The sequence below is a fragment of the Actinokineospora sp. NBRC 105648 genome, assembly GCF_030269645.1.
Taxonomy (GTDB): Bacteria; Actinomycetota; Actinomycetes; order Mycobacteriales; family Pseudonocardiaceae; genus Actinokineospora.
The window spans coordinates 1-16,302 of record NZ_BSTR01000050.1; the positions used below are offsets into that span (position 1 = coordinate 1).

Below are 16,302 nucleotides of genomic sequence, written 5' to 3' on the forward strand. Positions count from 1 at the left end.
TGTGGGGCCCCTAGAGCACCGCGGTGGAGAGCAAAGGGCAGGGTAAGGGCATCCCCACCCACGGCAAGTTTAGCGGCACTCTCCCCCCACACGAAGCGAGTCCACTAGATCGAGCATCCGTAGCGGGACTTGCTTTCCAGCGCGGTCGGCCTCACCGCTGCGGTTTGCTGGGGGACGGAACCTGTCGGGTGCCAGTGAGGCTGGGGTTTGGTCCGCCTCAGCGGGCTCGGGATCCTCTCTGTGGGCGGGTGGGGTGAGGGATCGCCGCCGCGGTGAAGGTAGGTTTCTGAACCTGTGTTCCGGAGGCATGTAGCTCCGTGTGCTGTTTCCGCTTTGGAAGTGTGGCGAGAGCGGACTGACAAGCGAACTGAAAGTCTGCGTGCAGCGGTCCGCCGACGTCTCTGGTGTCGCGCGGGATTCCGCCTTTCGACTCCGCAGTCGGGCGGAGACACCCGGTCCCGTGCGTGCAGTACCGGTGTGGTGGTGTTCGGGTTTTGCGCGTCCGCTGAAAGGGAACCGACGTGATCTGCGGGCATCGTTCTCCTCGTTGTCGCGGTGCGCCGGTGTGGGGTGCCGCACCACCTGGGGAGGGAACTGTGACCGATCGAGGGAGTGGGCGGGTTCGTGTGGTGGGGGAGCGGGGAGGTCGGCGATGAGCGGGGAGGACCGGTGGGTGCGCAGCCCGGTGAACCGGCTGCACCGGCACTGGGCGACGCGGCAGGGGTGTCGTTCGGTGTTGGTGTTGGTGCCGCACATCGTGGCCGGGACGAGGTTGTTCGAGTTGTTGCCGTTGCTGGAGAACGACCACCGGGTGCAGGTCGTGTTCACCCAGCCGGAGGCGTGGGAGACCTGGCAGGCGACGCAGGACTTCCTCACCGCGCACGGTGGGGTGGTGCTGCCCTGGGCGCAGGCCCGGAGTGGTGAGTACGACCTTGTGCTGGCGGGCAGCACCCGCGGGGTCGACGATGTGCGCGGGCCGGTGTTGTTGGTGCCGCACGGTGGTGGGTTGGCGCAGTACCGGCGCGGTCGTCCGGCCAAGATGGGTGAATCGTGGCAGCCGATCCTGAACGTGGACGCGGCTCAGTTGTTGCGGGACGGTCGGGTGCGGGCCGAGGCGATCGTGCTGACCCACGACCTGGAGCTCGAGGTGCTCACCCGGACCTGCGCGCAGGCGGCGCCGTTCGCGGTCGTGGCGGGGGACATCGCGTTCGACCGGTTGACCGCCAGTCTGCCCGCCCGGGCGGGCTACCGGGCGGCGCTGGGTGTGGCCGACGGGCAGGAGTTGGTCGTGGTCAGCTCGACGTGGTCGCAGGCGTCCGCTTTCGGGCGGCACCCAGGCCTGTTCGAGCGGGTGCTGCGGGAGCTGCCGCCGGACCGGTATCGGGTGGTTGGGTTGTTGCACCCGAACGTGTGGTCGCACCACGGCCGTTGGCAGGTGCGGACCTGGCTCGCCGACTGCCTGCGCGCCGGGCTCAGCCTGGTGCCGCCGGAGGCCGGGTGGGGCGCGGCGGTTGTCGCCGCCGACCAGGTGATCGGTGACTACGGGTCGGTGACCACCTTCGCCGCCGGACTGGGCAAGCCGGTGCTGATGGCGGCCGAGTCGGACGGGCCGTTGTTGCCGGGTAGCCCGAGCGCGGTGCTCGCCGACGCGGCGCCGCGGTGGCGGATGGAGTTGCCGTTGGTGCCGCAGCTGCGGGCGGCCGCCCTGGCCGCGACCCCGGAGCTGGGTGAGCGAGTCCGCGGGCTGCTCACCTCGCGGCCCGGTCAGGCGGCCGCGACCCTGCGGCGGACGATGTACCGGTTGCTGCGATTGGCCGAACCCGAGCAGGTCGTGTTCCCGGACCCGCTGCCGCCGCCTACCCTGCTGGCGTCATGAGCGACGACACCGTCTCCGGGCTGGCCGTGCGGGCGACCCGCACGGCCACCCCCGGGCGCCTGGAGCTGTGGCGCTGCGACTCGACCGGGCAGCCGGTGGACTTCCTGCTCGGCCACGCTGACCTGTCCACGCCGTGGTCGGCGGCGGACGTTCTGCTGTTCCCCGAACAACCCTGCCTCGCCGACGCGCGCGCCGTCGCCGCGCGTGAGCTGGGGCTGCTCCCGGGACTCGCGTTGGCCGCGGTCGGTCTGGCGGGCGGGTCGTGCCTGCTGTCCACTGCGGACGGTGACACCGCCGTGGTGCCGCCCGCGTCCTTGCGGGCGGCTGCCGCCCTGGGCTACCTCGGGACCCTGCTACGCCTGCGCGTCGCCGAGTTGCGGGCCGTCGTCCGGTCGGAGTCCGCGCAACCGGGCCTCGGCGCGTTCCAGCTGTGGACCGCCCACTTCGCCCGCCAGCCGGCGGGCCTCGGTGAAGTGCCCCTCGGCGACGTCGAGCTCACCCTGCTGCTGGCGGATCTCACCGAGGGCGAGGAGGGCGTCGACCTGGTAACTCGCTGACCCGGAATCGCGCAGGACGGTCAGGGCCCGCTCCAGCCTGGCGAGCGCGGGCTCGAACCCCCCGACCTGGGCCTCGACCCGCGCCAGCGCGATGTCGACCTTGGCAGCGTCGCCGTGGTCGGACATCGCCTCGAAACCGTCGCGAGCCGACTCGAGTTCCACCGCCGACTCGCGGAGCCGACTCGCGGCCAGCAGCGCCTCGCCGATGCGCCGGTGCCGCAGGGCGACACCGCGGGGGATGCCCAGCTCGTCCTCGATGGCGAGGCTGGCGCGGAACCGGGCCAGCGCGTCCTCGGTGTCGCCCCGGCCCTGGGCCGCCATGCCGAGCTGGTAGAGCGCGACCGACTCGTTGGTCCGGCTCCCGGCGTGCCGGGCCAGGTCCAGGGCGCGCGCGCACTCGGTCCGCGCCTCGTCGAAGCGGTGCAGGTCGAGGTAGGCGCGGCCGAGCTGGCAGCGCAGCCGGGACTCGGCGACGGTGTTGCCGCACCGCTGGGCGGCCGGGATGCCGATCCTGTGGGAGGCGATCCACTGCTGGTAGTGCTTGCGGTAGAGGAACAACTCCCAGAGCGCCTCGCAGACCTGCCACGCGAGGTCGTCCCACCCGCGCTCAGCCGCGTCGGTGAGCACGGCGAGCAGGTTGGGCAGCTGCCCGTCCAACCAGTCCACGGCCGCGCTCGCCCGCTCGAACGGCGGCTCGGCGCCCCGGTAGTGCTGGGCGACCTCGCTCACCCGCCACCGGTTCGGGATCACGACCAGGTTCGCCCGGGTGGCGCTGTGCAGGAACCACTCGGCGATCGACCGCCGCGCCCGGTCGACCTCCTCGCTGCTCTGGTCGGGGTGGTCGCGCGCGTGCAGGCGCACCAGGTCGTGGTAGCGGTACCGGTCGCTGTCGACCTCTTCGAGCAGGCTGGCGTCCACGAGTGCTTGCAAGGCGTCCTCCGCGTCGTCCTTGGCCATGTCGGCGGCGGCAGCGGCCACGCCGACGTCGAACTCCGGACCGGGGTGCGCGCTCGCCAATCGGTAGAGCCGCGCCTGTTTCTCGTGCAGGGCCTGGTAGGACAGGTCGAAGGCCGCGTGCACCGGCGACTCGCCGTACGCGGCGAGCTTCGCCAGCCGGTGGCGCTCGTCCCGCAGCTCCGCGACCACCCGGGCGACCGGCCACCGGGGCCGGGCCGCCAGCCGGGCCCCGACGACGCGCAGCGCGATCGGCAACCGCCCGCACAGCGACACCAGCTCGCCGACCGCCGCCCGCTCGGTGCCGACCCGGCGCGCGCCCAATGAGCGGATCACCAGGTCCACCGCCTGTTCGTGCGGCAGCGGGAGCAGCTCGACGAACTCCGCGCCCTCCATGTGCAGCCCGCTGAGCCGCAGCCTGCTGGTGACCAGCACCATCGAGTCCTCCGAGGCGGGCACCAGCGGTCGCACCTGCGCGGCGGAGACCGCGTTGTCCACCAGCACGAGCAGCCCGCGCCGGGTGGTCAGGCTGCGGAACAGCGCGGTCTGCTCGGCCAGTTCCACCGGCACCCGGTCCGGCGGGACCCCGAGGCCGCGCAGGAAGCCGCCCAGCACCTGCTCGGTGGATACCGCGCCCTCGGCGGAGAAGCCGCGCACGTCGGCGTAGAGCTGCCCGTCGGGGAAGCGCGCGGCGTTGCGCGCCGCCCAGGCCACGGCCAGGGCGGTCTTGCCGACGCCGCCGGTGCCGGTGAGTACGACCAGGCCCGGGCGACCGGTGCCGCCTGCCACCTGGTCGACCCTGGCCATTTCGGGCGACCGGTCGGCGAAGTAGGCCGCGGGCGGCGGCAGCTGCCAGGGGACCGTGGCGCGTGCGACGTCCTGGTGGATGTGCACGCCGCCGTGGATCACCCCGGACTGCACCGACGGCGCGGCCACCACACCGGCGATGCTGTTGCCGGTCTGAACGGGTACTCGCCCGGTGTTCTCGGAATTGCGCTGGTCATCGCGACCGGTCCCCATGTGCGCCCCCTTCTCCGCCCTTCTTGCAGGGTAGGAACCAGCCGCGCGGCACGGCACCGCCGCTCGGTGACTGCCCCCGAAGTAGTGGCGACAACCCACCGTGACGTGCCCGATCGCGCCCCTCGCGCCCCCGCGTTCCCCCATTCGCCATTAGCCCGCCCGGCGAGGTCCCCCTGTATTCGTCGCTCACCTCGCGGCGACCGCTACGCCCGACTGGGTCACACCCACGAGTCGCCTGGCCTGGGCACTTCTCGTGAACGGGCGCGCTGGTTGACCCGAACAGGCCGGCCGGGTCGTTTCCCGGACACCGCCCGTGCGGTTGACGTTCGCCTACGCGCGTGCCGGGGCTGAATACGCAAAGCGTTTCAGCTTTGTCCGTAATATGTCCAAAGTGGAATGGCCGAATTCCTCTCGACGGTCGTGGGATCTGTTTTGTGCCGGAGAACCCCGGGTACTGGGTGTTCGGCGGGCCGCGATCGCGAGCCGCGCGGAGTTCGGACGGATGGAGCCATGGATGAGTGACGCGGAACTGACTGCCCTGTCGAGGGAAGAGCTGGCGGCCGAGGCGGGGGTGGCGTTGCCGGACAAGGAGGTCTACTCCCTGCTCGACCTCAACGTCGACCTCGACATCGGACTCGACCTGGCCGCTCCGGTCGACCTGGCCGTGGCGGCCAACGCCAACGTGGCGGCCCCGATCGACGCCGCGGTGGGCGCCAATGTGCTCTCCGACGGGTCGACCGCGCAGGCGTTGTCCGACCAGGGTGTGCTGATCAACCAGGGGCTCAGCGGCGAGGCCGTGGCGAACTCCAGCCAGGACAGCGTGATCGACCAGGCCGAGCCCGCGACCCAGGCCCCGGCGCAGACCCCGGCCGCCGGTCCGGTGAGCTCGAACGCCGGTGTGGTGCCCGACGACATCTCCGGCGCGCTCGACGGCGGCCTGCTCAACGTCGACGTCAACCTCGCCGCCGACCTGGACCTGGCCGCCCCGATCAACGGCGCCGTCGCGGCCAACGCCAACGTGGCCGCGCCGATCGACGCCGCGGTGTCGGCCAACATCGGCTCGACCGGGTCGGAGGCGACCGCGGTCGCCCAGCAGGACGCGATCATCAACCAGGACATCGACGCCAACGCCGAGGCGACCGCGGACCAGAAGTCCGACCTGCGCCAGTGAAGGGACCCGCATGAGCACCACCTCCGGGTCTGAGGTCGCGCCCGGGCGGGACACCACCCGCCCGGGCGCGGCCCCGCGGCGGGCCGACGGGATCGAGCTGATCGGCGAGATGCGCGGTTCCGGCTACCGCCGCCCACCCGCCCTCGTCCGCCGCGTGGACGGCCAAGTGGTCCAGCTGACACCGTTGCTCTACGCCGTGCTCGCGGCTGTCGACGGTGAGGCCGACCACGACGAGATCGCCGCGCGGGTCCGCGCCGCCACCGGGCGCGGGGTGACCGCGGCCGACGTGGACCTGTTGATCCAGGCCAAGTTGACGCCGCTGGGCGTGCTGCGCCTGCCCGACGGCAGCGAGCCGACGCCGCGCAAGGCCACGCCGCTGCTGGGCCTGCGGATGCGGCACGTGATCTCCGACCCGGACCGCACCCGGCGGATCACCGCGCCGTTCGCCCGGCTGTTCAACCCGGTGCTGGTGGTCGCGACCCTGGCCGCCTTCGCGGCGGTGTCGTTCTGGGTGCTGTTCCACAAAGGACTGGCGGGCGCCACCCGCCAGGTGTTCGAGCAGCCGCCGCTGCTGCTGCTGGTGATCGGCGTGACCATCGTCTCGGCGGGCTTCCACGAGTTCGGCCACGCCGCCGCCGCCCGCCGCGGCGGCGCCACCCCGGGCGCGATGGGCTTCGGCCTCTACCTGATGTGGCCGACCTTCTACACCGACGTCACCGACAGCTACCGGCTCGGCCGCGCGGGCCGACTGCGGACCGACCTCGGCGGTCTGTACTTCAACACCCTGGTCGCGGTCGGCATGTTCGGGCTCTGGTGGGTGTCCGGGTGGGACGCGCTGCTGCTGGTGATCGCCACCCAGATCCTGCAGATGGTCCGCCAGCTGGCGCCGATGGTCCGCTTCGACGGCTACCACGTGCTCGCCGACCTCACCGGCGTCCCCGACCTCTACCAGCACATCAAGCCGACCCTGCTCGGCCTGCTGCCGAACCGGTGGCGCACCCCGTCGAACCTCAAGCCGTGGGCCAGGGTGGTGGTGACCCTGTGGGTCGTCGTCGTGGTCCCGCTGCTGCTGCTCTCCACCGCGACGATCGTGCTGACGCTGCCGCGCGTCCTCGGGACCGCGTGGGCGGGCATGGGCCGCCAGTGGCAGGCCGCGACCACCGACTACGCCGACGGCGACATCGCCGGCGTGCTGGTGCGCGCCTTGGCCATCCTGGCCGTCGGACTGTCCATTGTGGGCGTCGGCCTGATGCTGGCCCGGTCCGTCCGCAGGCTGGTCACGCGCACCTGGAAGCGGACCGAGGGCAAACCGCTCCGCCGGGCCCTGGCCGGCCTGACCGCCGCCGCCGTGCTCATCGCCCTGGCCTGGGCGTGGTGGCCCGCACCCGACCGCTACCGCCCGATCCAGCCCGACGAGCGCGGCACCGTGGTCGACATCTTGCACGCGGTCCAGACCAAGCGACTCCCGGCCGCGTCCTCGTCCGCCCCCACCGTGACGACGAAGACGGTGTGGCCGCAGTCGGCGGCACGACCCACCAAGGAACGCCCCACGCTGGCCATGGTGCTCGTACCCGTTGCGCGCCAAGGGGGTCCGGCCCCCACAGCCCCCACGTGGGTCTTCCCCTTCGACCGCCCGGACCCGCCCGGCCCCGGCGACAACCAGGCCCTCGCCGTCAACACCACGCACGGCTCGGTCCGCTACGAGGTCAGCTTCGCCCTGGTCTGGGTCACCGACGGCGAATCGACCAACCGCAACGAGGCCTGGGCACTGGCCAGCTGCCGGGACTGCACCACGGTCGCCATCGCCTTCCAGGTGGTCCTCATCGTGGGTCAGGCGGACGTCGTCGTACCGGAGAACATCGCCGTCGCCATCAACCACTCCTGCGTCGAGTGCGTGACCTACGCGCTGGCCTCCCAGCTGGTCATCACCCTGCCCGGCGACCTCAGCCCCGGCGCCAAGGCCCGCCTGGACGAGATCTGGGCCCGGCTCGCGGACCTGGCGCAGAACATCCAGGGCATGTCGGCACAGCAGATCCAGGACGCGCTGCAACAGGTCAAGGTCGACATCCTGACCGTGGTCAGCCAAGAGGGCGGCACAACCCCCACCCCATCCACCGCCCCGACGACCAGCGGCAGCACCGCACCGACGACGACCGTGACGGCGCCATCTGTCTCGGGCACCTCTTCGCCCGCGACGACCACCACGAGCCAGTCCGCCGTCACCACCACGACAACCCCGAGCCGGACAACGGCATCCGCCTCAAGCACCCCCAACAGCACAACCACGCCACCCTCGCCAACAACAACGCAGGCCCCCCTCACCAGCCCACCCACATAAGAACACCGCCACCACCCCGCCCCCCAGTTGCGGCGGCTCGCCAACCCCGCCCGGCAACCACCCCGCGCAGCACCGCTGCCCTCCAACCCCGACCCCACCCCCAGGCAGCACCGGCCCCTCCGAGCCACCCGGCGACCCCCCCCGCCCCCTGCATCTCATACGCAGCCAAAACACGGGCTGGACTGGTCTGTCAAGGCATTCCTCCCGCCTTGACAGACCAGTCCAGCCCGTAGTCACACTTGGCGTAGGGGAAGCAGGCCCCTGAACCCAGGACGGCACAAGGACGCTCGGTGATCATCTTTACCGACCCCGCGGCATCAGGACGCCCAGCCCCGTCAAGCGGCTCACCCGCCCCGCTGTCCCACCGGCCGGGCGAATGTCCGGTTCGTGTCAGTCTGGAACGGTAACGTGATCGCGGGGGTACTTTTAGCAAGGGGGGAGGACATCGGTGACCGTTCACACCGATGAGGACGACCTGTTGAGCGAGCTGCTCCGGCCGATCAGGCTCACCGGCGTCTTCCACAGCTGGTGGCTGCTGCGCACGCCGTGGTCGATAGAGGGCGACTCGGAGAGCACCTGCGCGGTGCTGCACTACATCGCCGAGGGTTCGTGCTGGATCAGCGCCGACGGCGTGCCGCCGACCCACCTGCAGCAGGGTGACCTGGCCATCTTCCCGACCGGGGTGGCGCACCGGATGTCCGACCAGCCCGACCGGGTCGGCACCCCGCTGCGCGCGCTGCTCGCCGCCCGGGCGCCCGGGGCCTCGGACCGGCTGGTGCACGGCGGCGACGGCGCCCAGTCCCGGGTCCTGTGCGCCGGGCTGCACTTCGACGCCAGCGCCGCGTCCTCGCTGTACCGGGCACTGCCCTGGATGATGGTGCTCGAGCGGGAGCGGGTCGAGCGCGAGCCGCTGCTCCGGGACGTGATCAACCTGCTGGTCGCCTACCAGGGCGGTGACGTGCCCGGCTCGCAGGTCATCACGCTGCGGGCGTTCGAGATGGCCTTCGTGCTGACCCTGCGGCCGCTGCTCGGCGGGATGATGGAGCGGCCCGAGGTGCTCGCCGCGCTGCAGCACCCGGGCATCAGCAAGGCGCTGCTGATCATGTACACCCGGTTCGCCGAGCCGTGGACGATCGAGTCGCTGGCCCGCGAGGTGGGCATGTCCCGCTCGGCGTTCACCGCCAGCTTCCGGGAGCTGGTCGGTGAGGGCCCGGCGCGCCACCTGGCCTCGCACCGGATGCGCGAGTCGGCCCGGCTGCTCGCCGAGAGCAGCATCCCGCAGAGCGCGCTGCCGCAGCGGGTCGGCTACAAGAGCGCCGTGGGCTTCCACCTGGCGTTCCGCAAGTGCTTCGACATGACGCCGGGGGAGTACCGGCAGAGCTTCCAGCGCACCGCGGGCTGAGCGAGGCCGAGAACTGGACGATAGTTAACAGCCCCCGGTCTCCGGTTCATTGATCCCCTTCCGACAGTTGGGCACGCTTGGGGGGCACTGGCACACCGGGTGGTTCGGGGGAGGAACACCGTGTCGCGTTGTCGCACGCGGTCGGTTGGATCATGAACATCCTGATAGCGGGCGCGGGGATCGGCGGGCTGGTCGCCGCGCTGAGCCTGCACGACGGCGGGCTCGACGACCTGCGGGTCATCGATGCCGCGCGCGAGCTGCGGCCGCTGGGCGCCGGGGTCAACCTGCGCCCGAACGCGGTGCGCGAGCTGGCCGCGCTCGGCCTGTACCGCCCGATCGCCGACGTCGCCGTCCCGATCGAGGAAGTCCACTACCACAACCAGCACGGCGACCTGATCTCCCGCGAGCAGCGCGGCCGCGGCAGCGGCTACCACTGGCCGCAGCTCGCCGTGCGCCGCGGCGCGCTGCAGGGCATCCTCGCCGAGGCGGTGCGCACCCGCCTTGGGGAGCACCGCGTCCGCGCGGCCACCAGGGTCACCGGCGCCACCGCTGTCGACGGCGGCGTCCGGGTGGACGTGCTGCGCGACGGTGAACCCACCACCTTCGAGGCGGACGTGCTGATCGGCGCGGACGGCCTGCACTCGGCCGTTCGCCGCGCGGTCAGCAGCTCCGAGTCCGCGCCGGTGTGGAACGGCATGGTGGTCTGGCGCGGGATGACCTGGGCGCCACCGCCCGCGCGCGCCGGTCGGGTGGTCATCGCCGGAGACGGCGTGCGCAAGGTCGTGCTGTACCCGGTGGCCCCACCCCGGGCCGACGGGCAGGTGCTGCTCAACTGGGCGGTCTCGGTCCGGCACGAGGACCACGACGGCGCCGACCGGACCGACTGGAACCGACCCGTCCCGGCGGCCAAGGTCGCCGCGGGCTTCCCGGGCTGGCGGGTCGCGGGCATCGCGCTGACCGACCTCTTCGAGGGCGCGGACAGCTGCTTCGAGTACCCCCTGCTCGACCGCGACCCGCTGCCCACCTGGTCCAGCGGCACCACCACGCTGCTCGGCGACGCCGCGCACGCCATGCACCCGATGGGGTCCAACGCCACCACCCAGGCGGTGGTGGACGCCCGGGCGTTGGCCTACTTCCTGGCCACCGACCCGGACCCGGCGCGCGCCATCGCGGCCTACGAGCGCCACCGCCGCCCGGTGACCTCCCGGATCCAGCTCGCCAACCGGGCGATGGGCCCGGAGGCGGTGATCGACCTGGTCGCCGAGCGCGCGCCCGCGGGGTTCGCCGCGGTCACCGACGTCGTGCCGTCGGCCTCGCTCGACGCGGTCGGCGACCGGTACGCGGTGCTGGCCGGCTTCGACCGGGACAGCGTCAACCGGCGGTCGCCCTACGACATCCGGCGCGCCCGGCTCGTCGACTCGGCGGCGCTGGGCGCCTGAGCCGGTCCCACCGCGGGCCCCACGAGGCGGCCCGCGCGATCACAGCACCGACACCCCAGCACTGACAGCGAAGAGCCGACATCACAGCACTGACACGGCACTGACACCCACAAGCACTGACACCCACGAGCAGTCACACCACTCGAACACCACGGCACTCACACCACCAGAGCGAAGAGGAAGCATGACCCGCACCGGGAAGCAGTACCTGGAATCGCTCCGCGACGGCCGTCAGGTCTGGCTGGACGGCGAACTGGTCACCGACATCACCACGCACCCGGCGTTCCGCAACACCGCCAAGTCGATCGCCGACCTCTACGATCTCACCCACGAACCCGCGCTCGTGGACACGTTAACCGTGCCCGGTGCCGACGGGGACCGGGTGCACCGCGCGTACGAGATCCCGCGCAGCTATGAGGACCTGGTCGCGCGGCGCAAGGCGTACAAGGTGTGGTCCGAGGCCAGCTTCGGGTTCCTCGGCCGCTCGCCGGACTACATGGCCGGTGGCATCGCCGGGTTCCAGGCGGTGCCCGACATCTTCGCCACCGACACCTTCGACGGCCGGGCGAACGTCGAGGCCTACCACCGCCGGATGTCGCAGGGCGACCTGTACCCGACCTTCACCATCACCAACCCGCAGATCGACCGCACCAAGCCCGCCTCCGAGCAGGAGGAGGACGACCTCTACGTGCGGGTCGTCAAGGAGCAGGACAATGGCATCGTGGTGCGCGGCGCCAAGATGATCGGCACCGCCGCGGTGTTCGGCGACGAGGTCATCGTCGGCACCATCGAGCCGCTGGCCCCGCAGGACGTGGAGTACGCGCTGTCGTTCTCCATCCCGATCGACACCCCCGGGCTCAAGTTCATCTCGCGCACCTCCTACGAGGCCGCCGCGCGCAGCGTCTTCGACAACCCGCTGTCCTCGCGCTTCGACGAGAACGACGCGCTGCTGGTGTGCGACGACGTGTTCGTGCCGTGGGAGCGGGTGCTGGTCTACCGCGACGTGCGCGCCTCGCTGCTGCAGTGGTGGGGCACCGCGGCGTGGCCGAACTTCGTGCACCAGGCCGCGACCCGGTTCTGGACCAAGATGGAGTTCCTCTCCGGCCTGGCCATCCTGATCGCCAAGGCGAACAACAGCTACGAGCTGCCGCCGGTGCAGAACCAGATCGGCAAGATCATGGGCTGGCTGACCATCGCGCGCTCGATGGTGCTCGCCGCCGAGGCCGCGTACGAGCCGGTGCCCGGTGGCGAGGGCGTGCGGATCAACAACGAGATCGCCTCCGCGCACCGGGCGATGTCCGGTGACCTGTACCCGAAGATGCTGCAAGAGGTGAAGCTGATCGCGGGCGGTGGCCTGATCCAGCTGCCCGCCAGCGGCCTGGACCTGCTGCACCCGGAGCTGGGCGGGCTGGTCAAGAAGTACGTGCGCTCGCCGGGGCACCCGGCCGAGCGGCGGATGAAGCTGTTCAAGCTGGCCTGGGACGCGCTCGGCTCGGAGTTCGCCTCCCGGCACGAGCAGTACGAGCGCTTCTACCACGGCGCGCCGCACATCTACTTCCCCTCGATCGTCCGCGACGGCAACCCCGAGCTGCTCGAGGCGCTGGTGGAGAAGTGCATGAGCGGCTACGAGCTCGCCGACGAGCCCGGCGTCGCGGGCTGAGCGGCCCGCGAAACCGACCCGGTACCTGACCCCGGCCACCCGGCCACCACGAGGAGACCCACGATGGACCCAGTCGCCCGGCGCGCGCTCGCGCTGCTCGCCTGCATCCAGTTCCTGCTCATCCTCGACACCGCGATCATCAACGTCGCCGCCCCGTCGATCGGCGCCGACCTGCACATCTCCCCGGCCGAGCTGTCCTGGGTGGCCAACGCCTACCTGGTGACCTTCGGCGGGTTGCTGCTGCTCAGCGGCCGGGCGGCGGACCTGCTCGACCGGCGCACCCTGCTCGTCGCGGGCCTGGGCGTGCTCGTCGCGGGGTCGATCGCGGGCGCGGTGGCCGGTGACGCGCTGCTACTGGTCGCGGGTCGCGCGCTGCAGGGGATCGGGGCGGCCGCCGCCGCGGCGTCGGCGTTCGCGGTGCTCATCGACTTGTTCCCGGAGGGCCCGGAGCGGCACAAGGCGCTCGGGGTGTTCGCCGCGATGGCTGGTGCGGGCGGTGCGACCGGCACGGTGCTCGGCGGGGTGTTGACCAGCTGGCTGGGCTGGCGGTCCACCTTCGGGCTCAACATCCTGGCCGGTCTCGCGCTGGCGGTGCTCGCGGCGCGGGTGGTCGGGCCGACGGTGCGGCGGCGCGGCGCGGCGGGTGGGTTCGACCTGGGTGGCGCGCTGCTGTCCACGGTCGGTCTCGGTCTGTTGGCCTTCGCGCTGGTGAACACCGGTGTCGACGGGTGGACCTCGCCGCGCACCGTGGTGCCGGGGGTGGCGGGGGTGCTGTTGCTCGGTCTGTTCGCGGTGGTGGAGCGGCGGGTGTCGGCGCCGCTGATGCCGCCGGAGGTGCTGCGCAGGCCGCTGCTGCGCACGGCGAACCTGCTCTCCGGGCTGGCCCAGGTGGTGCTGTTCCCGATGTTCTTCCTGATCAGCGTGCACATGCAGACGGTGCTCGACTTCACCCCGGTGCAGGGCGGGCTCGCGCTGCTGCCGCTGTCGGTCACGGTGATCCTGGTGGCGGGCAACACGGGCCGGGTCATCGGCCGGTTCGGGCTGCGGGCGGTCATGGTCGTCGGGTTCGTGATCGTGACCGCCGGCCTGGCCTGGCTGTCCCGGCTGCACCCGGACGGCACCTTCGTCGGCGACGTGCTCTTCCCCAGCCTGCTGCTCGGTGTCGGCCTGCCGCTGGTGGCGATCACCACCAACGTGGCCGCCACCCTGCAGGCCGCGCCGGAGGAGGTCGGCCTGGCCTCCGGTCTGATCAACACCAGCCAGCAGTTCGGCTCGGTGATCGGCCTGGCGGTGCTCAGCGGGGTCGCCGCGGCGTGGACCCTGGACTCCGCCGACCCCACCTCCGACGCGGCGCTGACCAGCGGGTTCAGCGCGGCCTTCGTGGTCGGCGCGGTGCTCGCGCTGGTGGCCACCGCGATCGCGACGACCCTGCGGGTCGGGGCGCCCGAACCGGCCCCGGCCACCGCCGGGACGAATGCTCAATCACCCGACACCACAGCTCATTGAACCCGTTCCGCGGTTTCCGCAGGCTGTACAGCGGGGCACGACACCGCTACCCAACACCGATGAAGGGCACTGAAACCCATGTCTGACGAACGCCGATACCTCGTGATCGGAGCCCAGGGCTTCCAGGGCGCGGCGGTCGCCCGCGCCCTGCTGGCGGGCGGGCACGAGGTCCGTGGCTTCGCCAAGGCGGGCGGCACCCCCGCCCCCGGGGCACCCGAGGTGCCGACGGTGACCGGCGACCTGGCCGACCCGGCCGTGGTGCGCGCCGCGTTCGAGGGCATCACGCACGCCTCGGTGGTGCTGCCGCTGGTCTACGACGCCGAGCAGGTCGTCACCTTCGCCCGCAACGTCGCCGAGGCCGCCAAGGCCGCCGGGGTGACCCGGCTGGTCTACAACACCAACACCCCGGTGCCCGCCGAGACCACCCCGTACGCGGCGTACGAGACCCGGCGCGCCGCCGAGGCGGTGTTCACCGGCGCGGGCCTGCCGCTGGTCGTGCTGCGCCCGCCGGTGTACCTGGACAACCTGTTCAGCCCGTGGAACGGCCCGGCGCTGATCAACGACGGCGTGCTGGCCTACCCGCTGGCCGAGGACCGCAGGGTCGCCTGGCTCTCGCACGCCGACCTGGCCGCGGCCACCGTCGCCGCGCTGCACCGGCCGGGCATCGAGGGCACCGTCCTCGCCCTCGGCGGCCCCGAGGCGGTCACCGGTTCGGAGCTGGCCACGGCGTTCGGCGCCGCGCTCGGGCGCGAGGTGAGCTACCTGCCGCTGGAGGTCGGCGCGTTCGAGGCCGGGCTGCGCGAGGTCGTCGGCGCGGACGCCGCGGCGGGCGTCAGCGGGATCTACAAGTGGGCCGCGCAGAGTTCGGACCCCGAGCTGTTCACCGTGGACCACGACGAGGTGACCCGGGTCCTGGGCATCACGCCGACCCCGATCACCGAGTGGGTCGCCGCGCAGCACTGGGAGGTCTGGGCCGGGCAGCCTGCCTGAGCCCGGTGATCCCGGACCCGCGCTGGGGGCGCGGGTCCGGGGCACCGCGGGGGAACATCGGGTGAGTGCCGGGGCAGTACTCCCCGGCGGAGGATCAGGGGGATTCTCGATGGCTTCGGCTGTCGCTGTGGTCGGAGTCGGCTGCGCCCTGCCCGGCGCGCGGACTCCGGACGACCTGTGGCGATTACTGGTGCGGGCGGGCACGGCCGTCGGGCCCGCCCGTCCCGGCACCGCACTGGCGCGCGCGGGCCTGCTGGCCGGTCTCGACGCGTTCGACGACCTGGACCGCTTCGACATCGACCGGGCCGAGTCGGCCCGGATGGACCCGCAGCAGCGGGTGTTGCTCACCGTCGTCGACGAGGCCGTCGCCGACGCGGGCCTGGACCGCTCGCGACTCGCGGGCAGCCGCACCGCTGTCTACACCGGACAGTCCAATTCGGACCACTGGGACGCTCGCGCGGCCCGCGGTGACCTGGCGCTGGGGGACTTCCCCGGCAGCCACCAGCGGGCGCTGCTGGCCGGCCGGGTGAGCCACGTGTTCGACCTGCGCGGACCCGGCGTCACCGTCGACGCCGCCCAGGCCTCCTCGCTGGTCGCGATCCACCTCGCCTGCCGCGCGCTGCGCGCCGGGGACGCCGACCTCGCCATCGCGGGCGGGGTCAACCTGCTGCTCGGACCGCACGCGGGCACGATGCTCACCGCGGGCGGCGTGCTCTCGCCGCGCGGGCGCTGCGCGTTCGGCGACGCCGAGGCCGACGGCTTCGTGCGCGCCGAGGGCGCGGCCGCGGTCGTGCTCAAACCGCTGGCCGCCGCACGCGCCGCGGGCGACCGGATCCGCGCGGTCATCGCCGGCAGCGCGGTGAGCAACGACGGCCGTGCCAAGGAATCCCTGCTGCACCCCAGCGAACACGGCCAGGCCGAGGCGATGCGCTGGGCGTACGCCGACGCCGGGATCGACCCGGCCGAGGTCGACTACGTCGAGGCGCACGGCACCGGCACCAGGATCGACCTGGCCGAGCTCGGTGCGCTGAACCAGGTCCTGGCCCCCGGCCGACCGCCGGGCCGACCCTGCCTGGTCGGCTCGGTCAAGACCAACATCGGTCACGCCGAGGCCGCCGCGGGGGTCGCGGGCCTGGTCAAGGCCATCCTGTGCCTGGAGCACGACGCCGTGCCCGCCAGCCTGCACCTGCGCCAACCGCACCCGGCGGTCGACTGGGACCGGGTCCCGCTGGTGGTCCCCACCGGGCTCACCCCGCTCCCGCGCCGCGACCGGCCCGGGGTCGTCGCGGTCAACGGCCAGAGCATCTCCTCGACGAACGTCCACGTAGTCCTCACCCGGGCCTGACCCGGTCCCGACCCGGACACCGAACCCCACCAAGCGAAGCCAGT

Annotated in this window: 10 protein-coding genes; 9 read left to right on the forward strand and 1 reads right to left on the reverse strand. The window is 72.5% G+C overall.

The features are described 5' to 3' along the window. The first annotated feature begins 652 nt into the window (after positions 1–652). Complete coding sequence (locus tag QSK30_RS30135) at positions 653–1,876, forward strand: hypothetical protein (RefSeq protein ID WP_285508033.1); 1,224 nt, start codon at positions 653–655, stop codon at positions 1,874–1,876. A gap of 353 nt (positions 1,877–2,229) precedes the next feature. Here QSK30_RS30135 and QSK30_RS30140 read toward each other — a convergent pair whose 3' ends face one another. Beyond that, entirely contained in the window at positions 2,230–4,407 is a 2,178-nt protein-coding gene (locus tag QSK30_RS30140; RefSeq protein ID WP_285508034.1) for a tetratricopeptide repeat protein, read from the reverse strand. Positions 4,408–4,921: 514 nt separating this feature from the next. Here QSK30_RS30140 and QSK30_RS30145 point away from each other — a divergent pair. The 8 genes from QSK30_RS30145 to QSK30_RS30180 all read left to right on the forward strand — a co-directional run bounded on the left by QSK30_RS30145 (position 4,922) and on the right by QSK30_RS30180 (position 16,258). Then, positions 4,922–5,578 carry a peptidoglycan-binding protein gene (locus tag QSK30_RS30145; RefSeq protein ID WP_285508035.1) on the forward strand — a complete coding sequence of 219 codons (657 nt, stop codon included), beginning with the start codon at positions 4,922–4,924 and terminating at the stop codon, positions 5,576–5,578. Between the two features lie 10 nt (positions 5,579–5,588). Continuing rightward, on the forward strand, positions 5,589–7,916 hold the full coding sequence (locus QSK30_RS30150) for a hypothetical protein (RefSeq protein ID WP_285508037.1): 2,328 nt from the start codon (positions 5,589–5,591) through the stop codon (positions 7,914–7,916). A 448-nt stretch (positions 7,917–8,364) separates the two neighbouring features. Further along, a complete protein-coding gene (locus tag QSK30_RS30155) occupies positions 8,365–9,318 on the forward strand; it encodes an AraC family transcriptional regulator (RefSeq protein ID WP_285508039.1) in 954 nt (317 codons plus the stop codon). 152 nt (positions 9,319–9,470) lie between these two features. Then, positions 9,471–10,757 (forward strand): FAD-dependent monooxygenase, encoded by a 1,287-nt coding sequence (locus tag QSK30_RS30160; protein WP_285508041.1) that lies wholly within the window; start codon positions 9,471–9,473, stop codon positions 10,755–10,757. A 184-nt stretch (positions 10,758–10,941) separates the two neighbouring features. Beyond that, on the forward strand, positions 10,942–12,417 hold the full coding sequence (locus tag QSK30_RS30165; protein WP_285508044.1) for a 4-hydroxyphenylacetate 3-hydroxylase family protein: 1,476 nt from the start codon (positions 10,942–10,944) through the stop codon (positions 12,415–12,417). A 63-nt stretch (positions 12,418–12,480) separates the two neighbouring features. Then, on the forward strand, positions 12,481–13,923 hold the full coding sequence (locus QSK30_RS30170) for an MFS transporter (protein ID WP_285508045.1): 1,443 nt from the start codon (positions 12,481–12,483) through the stop codon (positions 13,921–13,923). 78 nt (positions 13,924–14,001) lie between these two features. Next, positions 14,002–14,913, forward strand: a complete 912-nt coding sequence (locus QSK30_RS30175; RefSeq protein ID WP_285508047.1) for an SDR family oxidoreductase — start codon at positions 14,002–14,004, stop codon at positions 14,911–14,913. 109 nt (positions 14,914–15,022) lie between these two features. Continuing rightward, the gene (locus QSK30_RS30180; protein ID WP_285508049.1) at positions 15,023–16,258 is read left to right on the forward strand and encodes a beta-ketoacyl [acyl carrier protein] synthase domain-containing protein; all 1,236 of its coding nucleotides are present in this window, start codon (positions 15,023–15,025) and stop codon (positions 16,256–16,258) included. Positions 16,259–16,302 lie beyond the last annotated feature (44 nt).